This is a genomic window from Hydrogenophaga sp. IBVHS2 (assembly GCF_002127215.1).
In the GTDB taxonomy this organism is placed as follows: Bacteria; Pseudomonadota; Gammaproteobacteria; order Burkholderiales; family Burkholderiaceae_C; genus Hydrogenophaga.
On sequence record NZ_NFUT01000007.1, the window covers coordinates 63,526 to 83,100 of the forward strand.

18 protein-coding genes are annotated in these 19,575 nt (G+C 68.7%); 4 read left to right on the forward strand and 14 right to left on the reverse strand.

The window, feature by feature from the left end; all coding sequences use genetic code 11:
* Window positions 1–6: 6 nt before the first annotated feature.
* Genes CAP38_RS14885 through CAP38_RS14910 form a run of 6 tightly spaced genes read right to left on the reverse strand, consistent with a single transcriptional unit; the run spans window position 7 to window position 6,991 of the window.
* The gene (locus CAP38_RS14885) at window positions 7–405 is read right to left on the reverse strand and encodes a RidA family protein (protein WP_086122221.1); all 399 of its coding nucleotides are present in this window, start codon (window positions 403–405) and stop codon (window positions 7–9) included.
* A complete protein-coding gene (locus CAP38_RS14890; protein WP_086122222.1) occupies window positions 402–2,057 on the reverse strand; it encodes an AMP-binding protein in 1,656 nt (551 codons plus the stop codon). The genes CAP38_RS14885 and CAP38_RS14890 overlap by 4 nt, the downstream gene beginning before the upstream one ends.
* The gene (locus tag CAP38_RS14895) at window positions 2,054–3,238 is read right to left on the reverse strand and encodes an acyl-CoA dehydrogenase family protein (protein WP_086122223.1); all 1,185 of its coding nucleotides are present in this window, start codon (window positions 3,236–3,238) and stop codon (window positions 2,054–2,056) included. The genes CAP38_RS14890 and CAP38_RS14895 overlap by 4 nt, the downstream gene beginning before the upstream one ends.
* Entirely contained in the window at window positions 3,238–4,089 is an 852-nt protein-coding gene (locus CAP38_RS14900) for an enoyl-CoA hydratase family protein (protein ID WP_086122224.1), read from the reverse strand. The genes CAP38_RS14895 and CAP38_RS14900 overlap by 1 nt, the downstream gene beginning before the upstream one ends.
* A 2-nt stretch (window positions 4,090–4,091) precedes the next feature.
* Complete coding sequence (locus CAP38_RS14905) at window positions 4,092–4,613, reverse strand: MarR family winged helix-turn-helix transcriptional regulator (protein ID WP_086122225.1); 522 nt, start codon at window positions 4,611–4,613, stop codon at window positions 4,092–4,094.
* Complete coding sequence (locus CAP38_RS14910) at window positions 4,610–6,991, reverse strand: bifunctional salicylyl-CoA 5-hydroxylase/oxidoreductase (protein WP_086122226.1); 2,382 nt, start codon at window positions 6,989–6,991, stop codon at window positions 4,610–4,612. Before CAP38_RS14910 ends, CAP38_RS14905 begins: the two co-directional genes overlap by 4 nt.
* A gap of 93 nt (window positions 6,992–7,084) precedes the next feature.
* Here CAP38_RS14910 and CAP38_RS14915 point away from each other — a divergent pair, with 93 nt between their 5' ends.
* The 4 genes from CAP38_RS14915 to CAP38_RS14930 are packed head-to-tail and all read left to right on the forward strand — an operon-like array spanning window position 7,085 to window position 10,647.
* The gene (locus CAP38_RS14915) at window positions 7,085–7,411 is read left to right on the forward strand and encodes a DUF1840 domain-containing protein (protein WP_086122227.1); all 327 of its coding nucleotides are present in this window, start codon (window positions 7,085–7,087) and stop codon (window positions 7,409–7,411) included.
* On the forward strand, window positions 7,399–7,785 hold the full coding sequence (locus CAP38_RS14920; RefSeq protein ID WP_086122228.1) for a hypothetical protein: 387 nt from the start codon (window positions 7,399–7,401) through the stop codon (window positions 7,783–7,785). The genes CAP38_RS14915 and CAP38_RS14920 overlap by 13 nt, the downstream gene beginning before the upstream one ends.
* A gap of 46 nt (window positions 7,786–7,831) precedes the next feature.
* On the forward strand, window positions 7,832–10,123 hold the full coding sequence (locus CAP38_RS14925) for a TonB-dependent receptor (protein WP_086122229.1): 2,292 nt from the start codon (window positions 7,832–7,834) through the stop codon (window positions 10,121–10,123).
* A gap of 11 nt (window positions 10,124–10,134) precedes the next feature.
* Window positions 10,135–10,647 carry a YcnI family protein gene (locus CAP38_RS14930; protein WP_086122263.1) on the forward strand — a complete coding sequence of 171 codons (513 nt, stop codon included), beginning with the start codon at window positions 10,135–10,137 and terminating at the stop codon, window positions 10,645–10,647.
* Window positions 10,648–10,877: 230 nt separating this feature from the next.
* On the opposite strand, the gene CAP38_RS14935 is transcribed toward CAP38_RS14930, so the two are convergent.
* The 8 genes from CAP38_RS14935 to CAP38_RS14970 all read right to left on the reverse strand — a co-directional run bounded on the left by CAP38_RS14935 (window position 10,878) and on the right by CAP38_RS14970 (window position 19,567).
* Window positions 10,878–11,888, reverse strand: a complete 1,011-nt coding sequence (locus CAP38_RS14935) for a tripartite tricarboxylate transporter substrate binding protein (RefSeq protein WP_086122230.1) — start codon at window positions 11,886–11,888, stop codon at window positions 10,878–10,880.
* Between the two features lie 81 nt (window positions 11,889–11,969).
* Entirely contained in the window at window positions 11,970–12,953 is a 984-nt protein-coding gene (locus CAP38_RS14940; protein WP_086122231.1) for a tripartite tricarboxylate transporter substrate-binding protein, read from the reverse strand.
* A 143-nt stretch (window positions 12,954–13,096) separates the two neighbouring features.
* Complete coding sequence (locus CAP38_RS14945) at window positions 13,097–14,344, reverse strand: phenylacetate--CoA ligase family protein (protein ID WP_086122232.1); 1,248 nt, start codon at window positions 14,342–14,344, stop codon at window positions 13,097–13,099.
* Window positions 14,345–14,372: 28 nt separating this feature from the next.
* Window positions 14,373–15,182: an ABC transporter ATP-binding protein gene (locus tag CAP38_RS14950; RefSeq protein ID WP_086122264.1), complete on the reverse strand. Its 810-nt coding sequence runs from the start codon at window positions 15,180–15,182 to the stop codon at window positions 14,373–14,375.
* A gap of 157 nt (window positions 15,183–15,339) precedes the next feature.
* Entirely contained in the window at window positions 15,340–16,677 is a 1,338-nt protein-coding gene (locus CAP38_RS14955) for an ABC transporter substrate-binding protein (protein ID WP_086122233.1), read from the reverse strand.
* Window positions 16,678–16,733: 56 nt separating this feature from the next.
* Window positions 16,734–17,810, reverse strand: a complete 1,077-nt coding sequence (locus CAP38_RS14960; protein ID WP_086122234.1) for a branched-chain amino acid ABC transporter permease — start codon at window positions 17,808–17,810, stop codon at window positions 16,734–16,736.
* Window positions 17,811–17,822: 12 nt separating this feature from the next.
* Window positions 17,823–18,752, reverse strand: a complete 930-nt coding sequence (locus CAP38_RS14965) for a branched-chain amino acid ABC transporter permease (protein ID WP_086122235.1) — start codon at window positions 18,750–18,752, stop codon at window positions 17,823–17,825.
* 17 nt (window positions 18,753–18,769) lie between these two features.
* Entirely contained in the window at window positions 18,770–19,567 is a 798-nt protein-coding gene (locus tag CAP38_RS14970; protein WP_086122236.1) for an ABC transporter ATP-binding protein, read from the reverse strand.
* Window positions 19,568–19,575 lie beyond the last annotated feature (8 nt).

A 19,575-nucleotide genomic window follows, 5' to 3' on the forward strand; every position in this document is an offset into this window, starting at 1 on the left:
ACCCGTTCAGGTCTGATCGGGCACCACGGCGGTGACCTCGATCTCCACCCGGGCTCGTTCCTCCACCAGCGCGCTCACCTCCACGCAGGTCATGGCCGGAAAGTGCCGGCCCATGACGCTGCGGTAGGCCTCGCCCAGTTCACGCAGGCGGGCGTTGTATTCCACCCGGTCGGTGATGTACCAGGTCATGCGCACCATGTCCTGGGGCCCGGCGCCGGCGCAGGCCAGCACGTCGTGCACGTTCTGCAGCGCCTGGCGGGTCTGGTCGATGAAGTCGTCGCTCTCGAACTGCTGCTGGGCGTTCCAGCCGATCTGGCCGCCCACGAACACCAGCGTGCCGCGTGCCGCGATGCCGTTGGCATAGCCCTTGGGGGTGGCCCATCCGGGCGGTTGCAGGTGCTTCATGGGGTGGCTTTCGGTGTCTCGGGCAGGGTTCGGGCAACGGCCAGCTGGCGCAGCGCAAAGCGCTGCAGCTTGCCGGTGCCGGTGCGGGGCAGGCGGTCGGTGAACACCACCTCGCGCGGGTACTTGTAGGGGGCCAGCGTGTGCTTCACATGGTCCTGCAGGGCCTTGACCAGCGCGGCATCGCCGGCATGGCCGGGGTGCAGCACCACGAAGGCCAGCACGATCTGGCCGCGCTCCTCGTCGGGCCGGCCCACCACGCCGCATTCGGCCACCGCCGGGTGCTGCAGCAGGGTCGCTTCCACCTCGGGGCCGGCCACGTTGTAGCCGGCGGTGATGATCATGTCGTCGGTGCGCGCCTGGTAGAAGAAGTAGCCGTCGGCGTCGCGCACGAAGGCGTCGCCGGGGAAGTTCCAGCCGTGCTGCACATACTGGCCCTGGCGGGCGTCGTCCAGGTAGCGGCAGCCGGTGGGGCCGATCACCGCCAGCCGGCCCACCTGGCCATCGGGCAGTTCATGGCCCTGCTCGTCGACGATGCGCGCGCGGTAGCCGGGCACCACCTGCCCCACCGCACCCCGGCGCACCGATTCGGGCGGCGACGAGATGAAGATGTGGAACATTTCGGTGGCCCCGATGCCATCCAGCATCTCCAGCCCGCTGGCCTCCTTCCAGAGCTGGCGGGTGGCGTCGGGCAGTCCTTCACCGGCGCTCACGCTGATGCGCAGCCGGCCCACGCCCAGCGTGCGGGCGAACGGCGCCATCTGCCGGTAGAAGGTGGGCGCGGTGTAGCAGATGGTCGCGCCCTGTTCGATCATGAGCTTCACCATGGCCTCGGGCGTGTAGCCGATCGCCGGGAAATACACCGAGCAGCCGGCCCACATGGGGAAGATGAGCAGACCGCCCAGGCCGAAGGTGAAGGCCAGCGGCGGTGAGCCCATGACCACATCGTCCGGGGTGGCGCGCAGCACGTGGCGCGGCCAGCATTCGCAGGCGGCCAGCACCTCGCGGTGGGTGTGCACGGCGGCCTTGGGCGTGCCGGTGGTGCCGGAGGTGAAGGCCAGCAGGGCGACATCGTCGCCCGACGTGGGGCAGGGCTTGGCGCGCAGCACCTGCCGCGCTGCCAGGGCTTCCATGCCGTCGGTGTCCGTGGTGTTGAACCGCACCAGGGGCAAGGCGCCCCGCACCGGCTCCAGCTCGGCCACCAGCGCGGCGTCGCACAGCAGCAGCGCGGGTCGGGCCTTGTCGATGATGGCCCCCAGCTCCTGCGCGCGCAGCAGCGGCATGGTGGCCACCGCCACCAGACCGGCATGCACGACGGCCAGCCAGGCCAGGGCCATGGCCACCGAATTGCCCCCGCGCAGCAGCACCCGCTGGCCCGGCACCAGGCCGTGCGCCCGCACCAGGGCGGCGGCCAGGCGCTGCACCTCGTCGTGCGCCTGGGCGTAGGTGAGGGTGCGGGCGTCGCTGCGCAGGAAGGGGCGATCGGCGTGTCCTGCCGCGCGGGCCCGCTCGAACAGGGCGGCCACCAGGTTCACCTGCCGCGGCAGGGCCTGCAGCTCGGGCGTGTCGTGGGGCTGCTGTGGCCAGGCTGCGCGCGGTGGCAGCCGGTCGTGCACGAAGCGGTCGGTCTGGACCGAGGTGTCGGCAGGGGTCATCGCAGTGCGGCCTTTCCCAGGATGAGCAGTTGCACCTCGCTGGCGCCTTCGTAGATGCGCAGCGACCGGATGTCGCGGTAGAGGTGTTCCACCGGGTTGCCCACCTGCACGCCGCGCCCGCCGAACATCTGCAGCGCCATGTCGATCACCTTCTGCGCGTTTTCGGTGGCCGTGAGCTTGGCCGATGCGGCAGCGGCGGTGTAGGCCGGCGTGCCCGCGCCGCGGGTCGGGCTGCAGTCGCGTTGCCAGGCGGCACGGCAGGTGAGCAGCGTGGCCGCATCCAGCAGGGCCGACATTTCGCCCAGCTTCACCTGGGTGAGCTGGAAGTCGGCCAGGGTCTGGCCGAACATGTGGCGGCTCTTGGCATGGGCCACGGCCTCGGCCATGGCACGCCGGGCCATGCCGAGCGCGGCGGCCGCCACCGAAGGCCGGAAGATGTCGAGCGTCTGCATGGCGAGCTTGAAGCCGCCGTCCACCTCGCCCAGCAGGGCATCGCCCGGCAGCCGGCAGCCATCGAACCGCAGCGTGGCCAGCGGATGAGGGGCCATCACATGGATGTGCTCGCTGGCGTCCAGCCCGGGCCGGTCGGCGTCGACGATGAAGGCGCTGATGCCGCGCGCGCCGCCGTCGCTGCGGGTGCGCGCGAACGTCACATAGAAATCGGCCATGCCGCCGTTGCTGATCCAGGTCTTGGTGCCGTCGAGCTGCCAGGCATCCGCCTTTGCCGTGGCCCGGGTGCCCATGGAGGCCACGTCCGAACCGGCTTCGGGTTCGCTGAGCGCAAAGGCCGCGATCTTGTGCCCCCTGGCCACCGCCGGCAGGTACTGAGCCTGCTGCCCCGGCGTGCCGGCCAGCGTGATGGCGCCGCTGCCCAGGCCCTGCATGGCAAAGGCAAAGTCGGCCAGGGGCGAGTGGAAGGCCAGGGTCTCGCGCAGGATGACCAGGGCGCGCGAATCGAGCTTCTCCAGCGCGCCGCCGTGTGCGGCCGGCACGCACCAGCGCAGCCAGCCGGCATCGCCCAGGCGGCGCACCCATTCGCGGCAGGCGGCGCGGTCGTCGCTCTCGTCCACCCGCTGCTCGGCCGCCCAGGCCTGCAGCTCGGCCGCCAGTCTGCGGTGGTGGTCGTCGAAGAAGGGCAGGTCGAGGTGGTCCTGCGCGGGACGCAGCGGCGGGGTGTTCATCAGTCGCCCTCGAAGACCGGTCGCTGCTTCGCCGCGAACGCCTCGTAGGCGCGGCGGAAGTCCTGCGTCTGCATGCAGATGGCCTGGGCCTGGGCCTCGGCCTCGATGGCCTGGTCCAGCGTCATGGCCCATTCCTGGTGCAGCATGGTTTTGGTCATGCCGTGCGCGAAGGTCGGGCCCTGGGCCAGCGAGGCCGCCAGCTTCTGCGCAGCGGCCAGCAGCTCGGCGCTCTCGTGCAGGGCATTGAAGAAGCCCCAGGCGTGGCCCTCCTGCGCCGTCATGCTGCGGCCGGTCAGCAGCAGCTCGCTGGCGCGGCCCTGGCCGATCATGCGCGGCAGCAGGGCACAGGCGCCCATGTCGGCGCCGGCCAGGCCCACCCGGGTGAACAGGAAGGCGGTGCTGGTGGCCGGTGTGCCCAGGCGCAGGTCGCTGGCCAGGGCCATCATGGCGCCGGCCCCGGCGCACACGCCGTCGATGGCCGCGACGATGGGCTGCGGGCAGGCCCGCATGGCCGCCACCAGGGCGCCGGTCATGCGGGTGAAGGCCAGCAGCTCGGGCATGGTCATGCGGGTGAGGGGGCCGATGATCTCGTGCACGTCGCCGCCCGAACAGAAGTTGCCGCCGGCCCCGGTCAGCACCACGGCACGCACGTCGGTGGATTTCGGCAGCGCCAGGAACCAGTCGCGCAGCTCGGCATACGAGTCGAAGGTCAGCGGGTTCTTGCGCTCGGGCCGGTTCAGGCTGAGCGTGGCCACGCCGTCCTGCAGGCTCAGGGCGAAGTGCTGCGGCCGTGCCGGTGCCGGCCCGTACTGGCCGCGCATGGGGTTGTGGTCGGGGATGGGGTGTTTCATGCTCATTCCAGTTCGTCGGTCTGCAGCCGGCGGTTGATCTCGATCTGGCTCTGCTTGAGCCGGCCCAGCAGCCGGTGCAGCTGGTCCACGTCGCGGGCCGGGAGGTCGGCAAAGGCTTCCACGATCCACTGCTCGTGCTGCTCGGCCATGGCCGCAAAGGCGGCCTGGCCCTGGGGCGTGAGGCGCACCCGGAAGGCGCGGCGGTCGCCGTCCACGCCCACGCGTTCCACCAGCCCTTCGGCCACCAGCTGGTCGGTGATGCCGGTCACGTTGCCGCCGGTGACCATGAGCCGGTGGGAGAGCTCCTTCATCTTCAGGCCCTCGGGATGGCGTTCGAGCTGGGCCATCAGGTCGAAGCGGGGCAGGGTGGTGTCGAACTGCTCGCGCAGGCCGGCGCGCACCCGTTTCTCGATCAGCTGCGAGCAGGCCAGCAGGCGCAGCCACAGCCGCAGCTCGCGCGCGTGCTCGCTGTGGGCACGGGCTTCGAGGTCGAGCACGGCGGGCTCGGGGCGGGTGGTGCTCATGCGGCCTCCTCGGGCGGCACGGCCGCAGCACCGCTCATGGCCTGTTCGCGCGCGATTTCGCGGTAGAGCTGGTCGCGCCCGCTCTCGTAGGGGCGAGGCCAGGCGATGGCACGGGTCTGCAGCTTCGCGGCCTGGTGCAGCGTCCAGGCCGGGTCGGCCAGGTGCGGGCGGGCCACGGCGCACAGGTCGGCCCGGCCGGCGGCGATGATGCTGTTGGCATGGTCGGCCTCGCTGATGGCGCCCACCGCCATGGTCAGGATGCCGGCCTCGTTGCGCACCCGGTCGGCGAACGGCGTCTGGTACATGCGGCCGTACACCGGCCGGGCGGCCCGCGTGGTCTGGCCGGACGACACGTCGATCACGTCACAGCCGGCGGCCTTGAACAGCCGCGCCATGGCCACCGCGTCGTCCGGCGTGTTGCCGCCGGGGGCCCAGTCGTGCGCCGAGATGCGCACGCTCATGGGCCGGTGGGCCGGCCACACGGCCCGCATGGCGGCAAACACCTCCAGCGGCCAGCGGCAGCGGTTCTCCAGCGAGCCGCCGTAATCGTCGGTGCGCCGGTTGGTGAGCGGGCAGATGAAGGCCGAGAGCAGGTAGCCGTGGGCGCAGTGCAGCTCCAGCCAGTCGAAGCCGGCATCCGCAGCACGCCGGGTGGCGGCCACGAAGGCGGCGGTGAGCGCATCCATGTCGGCGCGGGTCAGGGCGCGCGGCGTCTGGTTCTGCTCGCCGTAGGGCACGGCGCTGGCCGACACCAGCGGCCAGTTGTTCTCGGGCAGCGGCTCGTCGGTGCCTTCCCAGCCCACGCGGGTGGAGCCCTTGGGGCCGCTGTGGCCGATCTGGATGCCGATGTGCGTCTGCCCGTGGGTGTGGGCGAAGTCCACCACGCGCTGGAGTGCATCGCGCTGGGCGTCGTTCCACAGGCCGGGGCAGCCGGGGGTGATGCGGCCCTCGGGCGTGGGGCTGGTCATCTCCACCATCACCAGTCCGGCGCCGCCGGTGGCCCGCGCACCCAGGTGCACCAGGTGCCAGTCGCCCACCACGCCGTCCTGCGCCATGTACTGCGCCATGGGCGAGACCACGATGCGGTTCTTCAGTGTCACGCCGCGCACGGTCAAGGGCAGCAGCATGGGCGGCGTGGGGCGGGAGCGGGCCGGGGCATCCGGGCGGACCTGGCGCTCCAGGTAACGCTCGTAGCCCTCCAGCCAGGCGACGTCGCGCAGGCGCAGGTTCTCGTGGCTGATGCGCTGGCTGCGGGTGAGCAGCGAGTAGGCGAACTGCTCGATCTCCATGCCGGTGTAGCGGTCGACATGCTCGAACCATTCGGTGGAGTTGCGCGCGGCGTTCTGGATCTTGAGCACCTCCACGCTGCGCCGGGCCTGGTAGGCCTGCAGCGCGGTGGTCAGATCGTGGCCGGCCTCGGCGTCGAAGGTGTCGGCCAGGTCGATGGCGTCTTCCAGCGCCAGCTTGGTGCCGCTGCCGATCGAGAAATGGGCGGTGTGGGCTGCATCGCCCATGAGCACGATGGGGGCCTGCACGCCGTCCTGGTGAATCCAGTTCTGGCAGATGACACGGGGAAACCGTATCCAGATGGCCGAGCCGCGCAGGTGCGACGCATTGCTCAGCAGCGCATGGCCATCGAGGTGGCGGGCGAACAGGCGCTCGCAGAACGCGATCGCCTCGGCCTGCTCCATGGTGTCCAGCCCGTGCGCCTTCCAGACCGATTCCGGTGTCTCGACGATGAAGGTCGAGGTGTCGGCGTCGAACTTGTAGGCATGGGCCTGAAACCAGCCGTGCTCGGTCTGTTCGAAGGCGAAGGTGAAGGCGTCGAAGGTCTTTTTGGTGCCCAGCCACACGAAGCGGCACTGGCGGGTGTCGATGTCGGGCTGGAAGGTGTCGGCGTAGCGGGTGCGGATGCGGCTGTTCAGGCCGTCGCTGGCGATCACCAGGTCGGCCCGGTACTGTTCGGCCAGGGCCTGGTCGTCGGTCACGTCGGTCTCGAACACCAGCTTCACCCCCAGCGCCAGGCAGCGGTCCTGCAGGATGTTGAGCAGCCGCTTGCGGCCGATGCCGCAGAAGCCGTGGCCACCGCTGCGCACGCTGCGGCCCTTGAAGAAGACCTCGATGTCGTCCCAGTGGTTGAAGGCGTCGCCGATCAGCCGGGCGCTCTCGGGGTCGGCCCGCCGCAGGTTGACCAGGGTGGCGTCCGAGAACACCACGCCCCAGCCGAAGGTGTCGAAAGGCCGGTTGCGCTCCACCACCGTGACCTCCAGCGCCGGGTGGCGGCGTTTCATGAGCAGCGCGAAGTACAGGCCGGCGGGGCCGCCGCCGATGCACAGGATGCGCTGCAGTCCGGCCGGGGGGGTGGTGCGTGGGTTCATGGGAATTTAGTTTAGACCTGAATAATTCAGATCCAATCGGGTATTCCCGGATGGCACACGGTGTCAGAATCCGGTTTTGACCCGAAGCACGCCATGGCCCTCTACCGTTTCAAGTCCCGCGAGACCGGCGATCTGGTCATGACCTCCGAGCACGGCAAGCGCCTGCTGGAGATCCTGGGCAAGGACCCGTCAGGCCCCGGCATCGTGCTGCCCGAGCAGATGCCCGGCGCCATCGACGCCATCCGGCAGGCCATCGCGGCCGAGGAAGCCGAACTCCAGCGCCTGACCGAGGAGGCGGCCGCCCGGGGCGAACCGCCACCGCACTTCGATGCGGTCAGCCTGCGCATGCGCAGCGTGCCCTTCATCGAGATGCTGCAGCGTTGCCAGCAGGCGGGCGTGGAGATCGTGTGGGGCGTCTGAAGCGGTTCGTCGCCCGCGGGGTGCTCGCCAGCTTCTTCCTGTCGCTGGCGCTGTCGCTGCTGGGCGCGATCGTGCATCCGGCCAGCGCCACGCTGGTCTGCTCGCCATCCGGGCAGCTGCGTTATGTCTCGCTGGACGAGCCCCCGGGCGGCGAGACGCCCATGGCCATGGGCGAATGCTCCCTGTGCGCGGCCTGGCTGCCCGAACCCCCGACCCCGGTCGAGCCGCCGCTGCCGGTGGCCCGCCGCAGCGTGGCCGACCCTGGCGACGGCCCGCACCAGCCCCAGCAGGCGGCCGCGCCGCCGCCCGCCCGAGGCCCCCCATCTCCGTCTGACGAACGCCCCCTGCAAGGGGGCTCCCGGCCCGCTGCGTGAGTCCACGCCGGCGGGCCTGTCCTCATTCGTCCGTCAGGAGACTTTCATGTCCGTTCCCGTCCGGCGGGCCGCCATCGCGGCCGCCTGTTCGCTCGCGTCGGCCGCCATCCAGGCCCAGACCGAAGCCCCCCAGCGCGAGCTGGGCACCGTCACCATCACCGGTGGCCAGCCCACCTCGCTGCCCACCCAGATCCCCACCACCATCGAAGGGGTGACTGCCGAGCAGATCGGCCGCAGCATCAACGCCACCGACAGCCAGGATGCGCTGAAGTACCTGCCCAGCCTGCTGGTGCGCAAGCGCTACATCGGCGACTACAACCACGCGGTGCTGTCCACGCGCGCCTCCGGCACCGGCAACCCGGCCCGCTCCATGGTGTTTGCCGACGGCATCCTGCTGTCCAATTACCTGGGCAACGGCCCCACCAACGCCCCGCGCTGGATGCTGGTGGCGCCCGAGGAAATCGACCGGGTCGATGTGCTGTACGGCCCGTTCTCGGCCGCCTACCCGGGCAACTCGGTGGGTGCGGTGGTGGACTATGTCACCCGCATGCCCCAGACCTTCGAGGCCCACGGCAAGGTCAGCTTCCAGCACCAGCCGTTCAAGCTCTACAACACCGACGAGACCTACAACGGCTGCCAGATCGGCGCCTCAGCCGGCAACAAGGCCGGCGACTGGTCGTGGTTCTTCAGTCTGACCCAGACCCGCAGCGAAGGCCAGCCGCTGACCTTTGCCACCCGCACCCTGGCCCAGGGCGCGGTGGGCAACACCGGCACGCCGGTGACAGGTGCCGTGCTGGACCTGGACCGCACCAACCAGCCCTGGTACCTGCTGGGCACCGGTACCGAATACACCACCACCCAGAACGTCTTCAAGCTCAAGCTGGCCTACGACATCAGCAGCACCCTCAAGGCGCAGTACACCCTGGGCCTGTGGAACAACCGTGCCGATGGCCGGGCGGCCACCTACCTGCGGGATGCCGCCGGCAACCCGGTGTACAGCGGCACGGTCAACATCGCCGGGCGCAGCTTCAACCTCAACGGTGCCACGCCGCTGTTCGGCCAGACCCGCGAGGACATCACGCATGTGATGCATGGCTTCACCCTCAAGACCCGGACCCAGGGCACCTGGGACTGGGCCGCCTCGGTCAGCCAGTACGACTACGCCACCGACGAGCTGCGCCGCAACACCACCGTGTTGCCGGGCGCCTTCACCGGCGGCGCCGGCACCATCGTGGACAGCGAGGGCACCGGCTGGACCACGCTGGACCTGCGCGGCACCTGGCGTCCGCAGGGCATCGGCGGCACGCACATCGTCGACATGGGCGTGCAGCGCGACCACCACACCCTGCGCACCCGCGACAACGCCACCAGCAACTGGATCACCGGCGCACCGGGCGCGCTGACCGCCGCCTTCGGTGGCGACAGCACCCTGACCAGCCTCTGGGCCCAGGACACCTGGCGCCTGGCCAAGGACTGGAAGGCCGTGCTGGGCGGGCGACTGGAGAACTGGCAGACCGACAAGGGTTTCCGCATCGCCGGCAACGCCTCGGTGGCCTATGCCGAGCGGTCCGAGAACTACTTCTCGCCCAAGGCCGCACTGTCGTGGCAGGCGGCACCGCAGTGGGTGCTCAAGGCCTCGACCGGCCGCGCCATCCGCGTGCCCACGGTCAGCGAGCTCTACCAGGGTGGTGTGAACAACCTGGGCCAGGCCACCCTGAACGACCCCAACCTGCGACCGGAAAAATCCTGGACCACCGAGCTGATGGCCGAGCGCGACCTGGGCAACGGCCTGCTGCGCTTCACCGGCTTCTTCGAGCGCACCCAGGACGCCCTGTATTCGCAGGTCAACGTGCTGTCCGGCATCACCACCGCGACCATCCAGAACGTGGACCGCATCAACACCCAGGGCCTGGAAGTGGCCTACCAGGCCAACGATGTGTTCACGCGCGGCATCGACCTGCTGGGCAGCGTCACCTGGGCCGACTCCAGGGTCCAGCGCAACGACAAGTTCCCGGCCAGCGTGGGCAAGCGCCAGATCCGGGTGCCCGAATGGCGTGCCACCGGAGCGGTCACCTGGCGGCCGGACGACCGCTGGAGCTACACCTTCGGCGCGCGTTACAGCGGCGAGCAGTTCAGCACCTTGGACAACAGCGACATCAACGGCTTTGCCTATTTCGCTTCCAGCCGCTACTTCACCACCGATCTGCGGGTCACTTACAATGTCTCGCCCAAGAGCACCCTGGCCTTCGGCATCGACAACCTGAACAACTACCAGTACTGGGCCTTCCACCCGTACCCGCAGCGCACCTTCCACCTCGAATTCAAGACCAGCCTGTGAGCACCACCATGATGAAACTTCGCCACATTCCGTTCTGCGCTGCCATGGCCTTCGCCAGTGCCGGCGCCCTGGCCCATGTGACCCTGGAACAGCCGCAGGCCGCCCCGGGGGCCCGCTACAAGGCGGTGCTGAAGGTGACCCACGGCTGCAGCGGCTCGCCCACCGTGGTGGTGGACGTGACCCTGCCGCCCGGGGTGCGCGGTGCACGCCCCATGCCCAAGCCGGGCTGGAAGCTGGAGGTGCTGCGCGAGCCGCTGGCCCAGCCCTACCAGAGCCACGGCCGCACCGTCACCGAGGACGCCACCCGCATCCGCTGGACCGCCCGCACGCCCGACGACGCCCTGGCATCGGCCCATTACGACGAGTTCGTGGTGGTGGCTTCAATGCCCGACCAGGCGGGCACCCTGTACTGGCCCGTGACGCAGCTGTGCGAGCGGGGGCGCCTGGACTGGACCGAGGTGCCCGGCCCGGGCAAGCCCTTCGACACGCTCACCGCGCCGGCCGCCGTGCTCGAGGTGCGCTGAGGGCATGGAATGAACAGGAATCGGTGAAGACTTCCCACAAGGACATCACCACAATCCGCTCCGCCTGACCGATGGGGGTGGGCGGCCCGGGTGGCAACAGCCGGACCGTCGCTCCCGTCGGGCAGGGGGTCAAGTCCCGGAGCGGATCGGCGGACCGCTCCATTGGGCGGGGTGGTGCAACAGGCCCGGTGCCTGCTGTACCACCCCGTTTTTTTCGACCCGGTCGGGTCTCAGTCCACCCGGGCGCCGGAGACCTTCACCACCGCCGCCCACTTGGTGATCTCGGCATCGATCAGGCTGGCAAACTCCGCCGGCGTGTTGCCGCCCGGAATGGCGCCTTGGGCCAGCAGCCGCTCCTTCACCGCCGGGCTGTTCAGTGCCTTGGCGGTTTCCTGCTGCAGCCGGCTCACGATGTCGGGTGGCGTGCCGGCCGGTGCCAGCAGCCCGAACCACGAACTGGCCTCGAAGCCCGGCAGGTTGCCGGCCTCGGCCACGGTGGGCACGTCCGGCAGAGCGGCCGACCGGACCGCGCTGGTCACTGCAAACGCCTTGAGGTTGCCGGCCTGGATGTGCGGCATGGCCGACGGCAGGTTGTCGAACATCACGTCCATGGCGCCGGCCAGCATGTCGGTCATGGCCGGTCCGGAGCCCCGGTAGGGGATGTGCGTCATGAAGATGCCGTTGCGCGACTTGAACAGCTCGCCCGCCAGATGGATGGAGGTGCCGTTGCCGCTGGAGGCCATGTTGAGCTTGCCCGGATTCGCCTTGGCGTAGCGCACGAAGTCGGCCACGTTGTTGATGCCCAGGGCCTTGGCGCGCTGGGTGTTCATCACCATCACGTTGGGCACGCCGGCGACCAGCGTGACCGGTGCAAAGTCCTTCTGCGGGTCGTAGGGCAGCTTCGCGTACAGGGCCTTGTTGATGCCGTGGGTGCCCACCGTGCCCATGAGCAGGGTGTGGCCGTCGGCCGGGGCCTTGGCCACGATCTCGGCCCCGATGTTGCCGCCCGCACCGGCCCGGTTGTCCACCACGAAGCTCTGGCCGAAGGCCTTGCTCAGTTCGGGCGCGATCACCCGGGCCAGGATGTCGGTGGTGCCGCCAGGGGCAAACGGAACCACGATGCGCACCGGCTTGCCGCCGGGCCAGGCGCCTTGTGCCCAGGCCGGCAGGGTGGTGCTCAGACCGAGCGCACCGATGGCGCCAAGGGCGCGGCGCCGATCGAGGGAAGTGGGGTGTGTCATGCCTTGTCTCCTGTTGTTGTGGTCAAAGAAAAAAGGCCGCCCCATGGGGCGGCCTGTGCGGTCGTCAGCGCATGGCGCAGGTCAGTCGGCGAACTGCCCGGCGGCGTCGATGACGGCCTTGAGCTTCTTCACCTGGTCGCCCACGAAGGCCTTGTGGCCTTCCGGGGTGACGCGGTTGTCGGTCACCACCAGGGCACCCAGGTCTTCCTGCTTCTTGATGAACTCGGGGTCCTTCAGGGCCACCTTCAGGGCGTCATTGAGCTTCTTGGTGATCTCCGGCGGGGTGCCCTTGGGGGCGTACAGGCCGTGCCAGATGGTCAGGTTGAAGTCCTTCAGACCCATTTCCTGCAGGGTGGGGTAGTCCTTGAGCAGCTTGTGCTTGGACAGCGGCTTGGCGGTGGTCACGGCAAAGGCCTTCACCCGGCCGCCCTCGATCTGGGCGGTGGTGTTGGTGGTCTGGTCGCACATCACGTCGACCTGGCCGCCGATGAGGTCGTTCATGGCCGGGCCGGTGCCGCGGTAGGCGATGGTGGTCATGGACTTGTCCAGCTTCACGGCCGACTGCCACATCAGGCCGCACAGGTGCGATGCCGAACCCAGGCCGGCGTGGGCCAGGTTGAGCTTGCCGCCGTTGGCGCGGATGTAGGCCTCGAAGTCACGGTAGGTGTTGGCCGGCAGCTGCGGCTTGCCCAGCAGGGTCATGGGCACATCGTTGATCATGCCCAGGAACTCGAAGTCCTCCATGGGCTTGAACTGCTGCTTGCGGTACAGGCTGGTGGTGGCGGCCATGCCGATGTGCCAGACCAGCAGGGTGTAGCCGTCCGGGGTGGCGCGGGCCACCTTGGTGCCGGCGATGGTGCCGCCGGCACCGGCTGCGTTCTCCACCACGATGTTGGCGCCGCCCAGGGGCTTGCGCATGGCTTCGGCCAGCTGGCGGGCCACCAGGTCGGTCGGGCCACCGGCGGCAAAGGGCACCACGAAGGTGATCGGCTTGTTGGGGTAGGCCTGGGCCTGTGCGCCGACCGAGACGGCGGCCGTCAGGGCCAGGGCGAGGAGTTTTTTCATGTGCTGTCTCCGCAGGATGGGGGTGAGGAGCGCGGATGGTAGTTCGGCCCGACCCTCCCCCGTATCGCGGGAAACACGTAGCGTGGGGTCTTTCCGGGCATGGGTGCTGGAAAACCCCGAGCCCGGCGTGCCCCGGCAGGCCCTCACTGGTAGCTGCGGGCGTCCTCGATCACCTTGCCGTCGTTGGGCAGGCTGCCCGGCGCCACCAGCTCCACGTCGGCGCGCAGCTTGGTGACGTCGCGCACGGCGGCTTCGATGGCGCTGCGCAGGCCGTCGCTGCCGCCGGCCGTCTCCACCCGCAGGCACATGCGGTCGTTGGCCATCTCGCCGCTGACCACCAGACGGGCGCGGCCCACCTCGGGGAAGCGGCGCGCCACGTCGGCCACCTGGCCCGGGTGCACGAACATGCCGCGCACCTTGGTGGTCTGGTCGGCCCGGCCCATCCAGCCCTTGATGCGCGGGGCGGTGCGGCCGGTGGGGCAGCTGCCGGGCAGCACGGCGGACAGATCGCCGGTGCCGAAGCGGATCAGGGGGTAGTCCGGGTTGAGGGTGGTCACCACCAGCTCGCCCACCTCGCCTTCGGGCACCGGGTCGCCGGTGCCGGGCCGCACGATCTCCACGATCACGCCCTCGTCGAGCACCAGGCCCTGGCGCGAGGCGGTCTCGTAGGCCACCAGGCCGAGGTCGGCGGTGGCATAGGTCTGGAACACTTCGACGCCCTGCTCGCGGAACCAGGCAGTCAGGCTGGGCGGGCAGGCTTCGCCGCCCACCGAGGCACGCTGCAGGCTGCGGATGTCGGTGCCGGTCTCCACCGCCTTCTCCAGCAGGATGCGCAGGAAGCTCGGCGTGCCGGTGTAGGCGTCGGGCCGCAACTCGACCATCGCCTGCAGCTGCTGCTCGGTCTGGCCGGTGCCGGCCGGGAACACGGTGCAACCCACGGCCAGCGCACCGGCCTCCAGGATGAAGGCGCCCGGGGTCATGTGGTAGCTGAAGGCGTTGTGCACCAGATGCCCGCTGCGGAAGCCGGCCGCGAACAGCGCACGCCCGGTGCGCCAGTAGTCGCGCGCCGTGCCTTCGGGTTCGTAGATGGGGCCGGGGGAGGCAAAGATGCGCTGCATCTTCGGGCCGCGCACCACGGCGGCAAAGCCGCCGAAGGCGTCGGTGGACCGCTGGGCCTTCTGGCGTTCCAGCAGCTCGCTCTTGCGGGTGACCGGCAGCCTGGCCAGTGCGGCCCGGCTGGTCACGGCGGCAGCGTCCACGCCCCGAAGGATCTCGCCGAAGGCGGCGCTGTGCGCCTGGGCATGGGCCACCTGGCGGGCCAGGGCGGCCATCTGTTCGGCGTCGCGCTGGTCGGCGCTGCGGGTCTCGAGCCCGTCGAAGAATTCGCTCATGGATGTGTCCCGGTGAGAAGTGGGGGTGTCAGGCCAGCCAGCGCTTGCGGCGCTTGTAGCTCTTGACGTCCTTGAACGACTTGCGCTCGCCCCCGCCCATGCCAAGGTAGAACTCCTTGACGTCCTCGTTGTTGCGCAGGTCGGCAGCGGCTCCGTCCATGACGATGCGGCCGCTCTCCATGATGTAGCCGTAGTCGGCGTACTTGAGCGCCATGTTGGTGTTCTGCTCGGCCAGCAGGAAGGTCACGCCTTCCTTCTGGTTGAGGTCCTTCACGATCTCGAACACCTCTTCCACGATCTGCGGCGCCAGGCCCATGGACGGCTCGTCCAGCAGCACCACGCTGGGGTTGGCCATCAGCGCCCGGCCGATGGCGCACATCTGCTGCTCGCCGCCGGAGGTGTAGGCCGCCTGGCTGGTGCGGCGGGTCTTCAGGCGCGGGAAGTAGGTGTAGACCTTCTCCAGGTTGCGCGCCACTTCCGCCTTGTCCTTGCGGGTGTAGCTGCCGGTCATGAGGTTGTCCTCGATGCTCAGGTGGGCGAAGCAGTGTCGGCCCTCCATGACCTGCACCACGCCGCGCTGCACCAGATCGGCCGGCGTGAGGTGCTCGATGCGTTCGCCGCGCAGCTCCACGCTGCCCTTGGTGACTTCGCCGCGCTCGGCCTTGAGCAGGTTGGAGATGGCGCGCAGCGTGGTGGTCTTGCCGGCCCCGTTGCCGCCCAGGATGGCCGCGATCTGCCCCTGTGCCACGGTGAGCGAGACGCCCTTGAGCACCAGGATCACGTGGTTGTAGATGACCTCGATGCCGTTGACGTGGATGACGGGTTGCGTTGTGCTCATGAACATTCCTTGAGAACCATGGATCAGGGCAGCGCGCCGCCCTGACCGATGTCGCCTCGAGTACCTGGGGACGAGCCCCAGGGCTGCCACGGATCCGGCTCAGCCGGTCCGTCGGCAGCGCCCCCTTGAGGGGGCAAGCGAAGCGCGCGGGGGTGGATCAGCTCTGGCAGTCCTGGCCGGTGCGGCGGGTGATCTTCTTTTCAGCCGCGTACTTGTCGGCCGCAGCCTTGACCATCGGCTTGATGATCTGCTCGTCGGCCTGCAGCCAGTCGCTGCTGAAGACCCACTTGGCGCCGTCCCAGGTGTGGATGCGGGCCCAGTTGGCGCCCACGTGGTCCTGGCAGCTGGTGGAGACCGGACGCAGCACGTTCTTGAAGCCCAGGGCATCGAGCTTGGCCTGCGTCAGGTTGAGGTTCTCGTAACCCCAGCGGGCCTGCTCGCCGGTCATGACCTTGCCCTTGCCGAAGCGCTCCTGGGCGGCCCGCACGCCTTCGACGGCGAACATGGCGCTGATCAGGCCGCGCATGTAGAGCACTTCACCCACTTCGTCCTTCGGACCGGTGCCCTGGCCCTTGTCGTGCAGCTTGGCGATGATTTCCTTGGCGATGTCCGAGCCTTTCTCGGTGCCGTGCTGCATGGTGATGGCGTTGTAGCCCTTGGCGCCCTGGCCGATGTCCTTCACATCGGGTTCGGCACCGGCCCACCACACGCCGTAGATCTTCTCGCGCGGGTAGCCGGTGGCCTGGGCTTCCTTGAGCAGGGTGGAGTTCATGACGCCCCAGCCCCAGTTGATGACGTAGTCCGGGCGGTCGCGGCGGATCTGCAGCCAGGTGGCCTTCTGTTCCACACCGGGGTGCGGCACCGGCAGCAGGCTCAGCTGGTAGCCGTGCATGGCGGCGCGTTCCTGCAGCGGCGGGATGGCTTCCTTGCCGAACGGGCTGTCGTGGTAGACCAGGGCGATCTTCTTGCCCTTGAGGTTGTTCAGGCCGCCTTCCTTCTTGCCGATGTGCTGGATGATCACGTCGGCGGCCTGCCAGTAGGTGCCGGCCAGGGGGAAGTTCCACTTGAACACGCCGCCGTCGGCCGACTCGCTGCGGCCGTAGCCGGCGGTGATCAGCGGGATCTTGTCGATCGGGGCCTTCTCGGTCAGGGCGAAGGTGATGCCGGTGGACAGCGGCTGGAACACGGTGGCGCCACCGTTCTTGCCTTTCAGGCGCTCATAGCATTCCACGCCACGGTCGGTGGCGTAGCCGGTCTCGCACTCTTCCCAGCTGACCTTCACGCCGTTGATGCCGCCGCGTGCGTTGGTGAGCTTGAGGTAGTCCACATAGCCGTTGGCGAAGGGCACGCCGTTGGGCGCATACGGGCCGGTGCGGTACACCAGCGCCGGGAAGAACTGCTCCTTGGCCTGCGCCGTGGCAGTGGCGGGGATCAGGGTGGCCGACAAGGCGGCGCAAGCCACCGAGACGGACAGAACCAGGTTGTGCACTTTCATCGCTTGTCTCCTATAGGAAGGGTCGTCACTCACACAAAAAACGGAACGGCAGGGGATCAGTGGGGGAAGGGCCAGAGGCGCAGCTTCTGCTTGGCGGTGCTCCACAGCTTGGCCAGGCCGTGCGGCTCCACGATCAGGAACCACACGATCAGCGCCCCGAAGATCATGAATTCGGTGTGCGAGACCGCGGCGGTGGAGATGGTCACGCCCACCAGATCGCCCAGGGCCGGCAGGAACTGGTTCAGGAAGATGGGCAGCACCACGATGAAGGCCGCGCCGAAGAAGCTGCCCATGATGGAACCCATGCCGCCGATGATCACCATGAACAGCAGCTGGAACGAGCGGTCGATGGAGAAGGCCGCCGGCTCCCACGAACCCAGGTGCACGAAGCCCCACAGGCCGCCGGCCACACCGATTATGAAGCTGCTGACCGCAAAGGCGCTGAGCTTGGCGTACATGGGCCGGATGCCGATGACCGAGGCCGCCACATCCATGTCGCGGATGGCCATCCACTCGCGGCCGATGGCCGATCGCACCAGGTTCTTGGCCAGCAGGGCGAACACCACCACGAAGCCCAGGCAGAACAGGTACTTCTCGTGCGGGGTGTTGATGGTCCAGCCCAGCACCGACAGGTTGGACACCGAGACCGAGCCCGAGGAGGCGTTGTTGGTGAACCAGCCGATGCGCAGGAAGGCCCAGTCGCAGAAGAACTGCGCGGCCAGCGTGGCCACCGCCAGGTACAGGCCCTTGACCCGCAGGCTGGGGATGCCGAAGAACATGCCCACCAGCGTGGCGAAGAAGCCGCCCGAGAGCAGCGCCACGATCAGCGGCATGCCCTCGATGCGCACATAGGTGTTGTAGGCCATGTAGGCGCCCACCGCCATGAAGGCGCCCGAGCCCAGCGAGATCTGGCCGCAGTAGCCCACCAGGATGTTCACCCCGATGGCCGCCAGCGACAGGATCAGGAACGGGATCAGGATGGCCCGGAACATGTATTCGTCGACCAGCAGCGGCACGCCGACGAAGGCAAAGGCGATGAGGGCCAGGATGACCCAGCGGTCCTGCGCGATCGGGAAGATCTGCTGGTCGGTGCGGTAGGAGGTCTTGAACTGACCGTTTTCGCGATAGAACATGTTCTGGTCTCCTTACACGCGATCGATGATCTTTTCGCCGAACAGACCCTGCGGCCGGAACAGCAGGAACACCAGGGCCAGCACATAGGCGAACCAGATCTCGATGCCGCCGCCCACATAGGGGCCGAGGTACACCTCGGAGAGCTTCTCGCCCACGCCGATGATCAGGCCGCCGATGATGGCGCCCGGCACCGAGGTGAGGCCGCCCAGGATGATCACCGGCAGCGCGCGCAGGGCCACGGTGGTCAGCGAGAACTGAACGCCCAGCTTGGAGCCCCAGATGATGCCGGCCACCAGTGCGGTGATGCCGGCCACGAACCACACGATCACCCAGATGCGGTTGAGCGGGATGCCGATGGATTGCGCGGCCTGGTGGTCGTCGGCCACGGCGCGCAGCGCGCGGCCGGTGGAGGTCTTCTGGAAGAACAGCGAGAGCACGGCGACCAGCAGCGCGGCCACGCAGGCGGCGTACACGTCCTCCAGGTTGATCAGGATGCCGCCTTCGAACACCGAATCGAACAGGAACACCGGGTCCTTGGGCATGCCGACATCGATCTGGTAGATATCCGAGCCGAAGATGGTCTGGCCCAGGCCATCGAGGAAGTAGGTGATGCCCAGCGTGGCCATGAGCAGGGTCACGCCTTCCTGGTTGACCAGGTGGCGCAGCACGAAGCGCTCGATGCACCAGGCCAGCACCGCCATGAGGGCGGCCGCCAGAACGAAGGCAATGATGTTGCCCAGCAGCTTGTTCTCCAGCCCCAGCCAGCCGGGCACCCATTCGGAGAAGCGCGCCATGGCCAGGGCTGCGAACAGCACCATGGCGCCCTGCGCGAAGTTGAACACCCCCGAGGCCTTGAAGATGAGCACGAAGCCCAGGGCCACCAGGGAATACAGCATGCCGGCCATCAGGCCGCCGATGAGTGCTTCAAGAAAGAAAGCCATGTCGTGGGTCTCCGGCTTCAGTGGGAAGTGCCGAGGTAGGCGCTGATCACCTCCTCGTTGTTGCGCACCTCGTCGGGGGTGCCGTCGCCGATCTTCTTGCCGTAGTCGAGCACCACCACGCGGTCGGAGATGTCCATGACCACGCCCATGTCGTGCTCGATCAGCACGATGGTGGTGCCGAACTCGTCGTTCACGTCCAGGATGAAGCGGCTCATGTCCTGCTTCTCCTCCAGGTTCATGCCGGCCATGGGCTCGTCGAGCAGCAGCATCTGCGGCTCCATGGCCAGAGCACGGCCCAGGTCGACCCGCTTCTGCAGGCCGTAGGGCAGGGTGCCCACCGGTGTCTTGCGGTAGGCCTGGATCTCCAGGAAATCGATGATGCGTTCGACGAAGGCGCGGTGCTCTTCCTCTTCCTTCTGTGCCCCTCCGATGCCGAACGGGTTGCGGAAGGCCTGGGCCAGCAGGCCGCTCCTGATGCGCAGGTTGCGCCCGCTCATCAGGTTGTCGATCACGCTCATGCCCTTGAACAGCGCCAGGTTCTGGAAGGTGCGGGCAATGCCCATTTCGGCCACCTGCCGGCTGTTCATGTGCTTGAAGGTCTGGCCCCGGAAGGTGATGGAGCCTTCCTGCGGGGTGTAGACGCCGTTGATGCAGTTGAGCATGGAGCTCTTGCCGGCGCCGTTGGGGCCGATGATGGCCCGCACCTCGTGCTCGCGCACATTGAAGCTGATGTCGGTCAGCGCCTTGACGCCGCCGAACCGCAGGCTGATGTTCTTGACGTCGAGGATGACGTCGCCGATCTTTTTCTGGGTCATGGGGCTAC

Coding starts and splice junctions, on each gene's coding strand:
- CAP38_RS14885 (WP_086122221.1), bottom strand. CDS start 405: ATGAAGCACCTGCAACCGCCCGGATGGGCCACCCCCAAGGGCTATGCC.
- CAP38_RS14890 (WP_086122222.1), bottom strand. CDS start 2,057: ATGACCCCTGCCGACACCTCGGTCCAGACCGACCGCTTCGTGCACGAC.
- CAP38_RS14895 (WP_086122223.1), bottom strand. CDS start 3,238: ATGAACACCCCGCCGCTGCGTCCCGCGCAGGACCACCTCGACCTGCCC.
- CAP38_RS14900 (WP_086122224.1), bottom strand. CDS start 4,089: ATGAAACACCCCATCCCCGACCACAACCCCATGCGCGGCCAGTACGGG.
- CAP38_RS14905 (WP_086122225.1), bottom strand. CDS start 4,613: ATGAGCACCACCCGCCCCGAGCCCGCCGTGCTCGACCTCGAAGCCCGT.
- CAP38_RS14910 (WP_086122226.1), bottom strand. CDS start 6,991: ATGAACCCACGCACCACCCCCCCGGCCGGACTGCAGCGCATCCTGTGC.
- CAP38_RS14915 (WP_086122227.1), top strand. CDS start 7,085: ATGGCCCTCTACCGTTTCAAGTCCCGCGAGACCGGCGATCTGGTCATG.
- CAP38_RS14925 (WP_086122229.1), top strand. CDS start 7,832: ATGTCCGTTCCCGTCCGGCGGGCCGCCATCGCGGCCGCCTGTTCGCTC.
- CAP38_RS14930 (WP_086122263.1), top strand. CDS start 10,135: ATGAAACTTCGCCACATTCCGTTCTGCGCTGCCATGGCCTTCGCCAGT.
- CAP38_RS14935 (WP_086122230.1), bottom strand. CDS start 11,888: ATGACACACCCCACTTCCCTCGATCGGCGCCGCGCCCTTGGCGCCATC.
- CAP38_RS14940 (WP_086122231.1), bottom strand. CDS start 12,953: ATGAAAAAACTCCTCGCCCTGGCCCTGACGGCCGCCGTCTCGGTCGGC.
- CAP38_RS14945 (WP_086122232.1), bottom strand. CDS start 14,344: ATGAGCGAATTCTTCGACGGGCTCGAGACCCGCAGCGCCGACCAGCGC.
- CAP38_RS14950 (WP_086122264.1), bottom strand. CDS start 15,182: ATGAGCACAACGCAACCCGTCATCCACGTCAACGGCATCGAGGTCATC.
- CAP38_RS14955 (WP_086122233.1), bottom strand. CDS start 16,677: ATGAAAGTGCACAACCTGGTTCTGTCCGTCTCGGTGGCTTGCGCCGCC.
- CAP38_RS14960 (WP_086122234.1), bottom strand. CDS start 17,810: ATGTTCTATCGCGAAAACGGTCAGTTCAAGACCTCCTACCGCACCGAC.
- CAP38_RS14965 (WP_086122235.1), bottom strand. CDS start 18,752: ATGGCTTTCTTTCTTGAAGCACTCATCGGCGGCCTGATGGCCGGCATG.
- CAP38_RS14970 (WP_086122236.1), bottom strand. CDS start 19,567: ATGACCCAGAAAAAGATCGGCGACGTCATCCTCGACGTCAAGAACATC.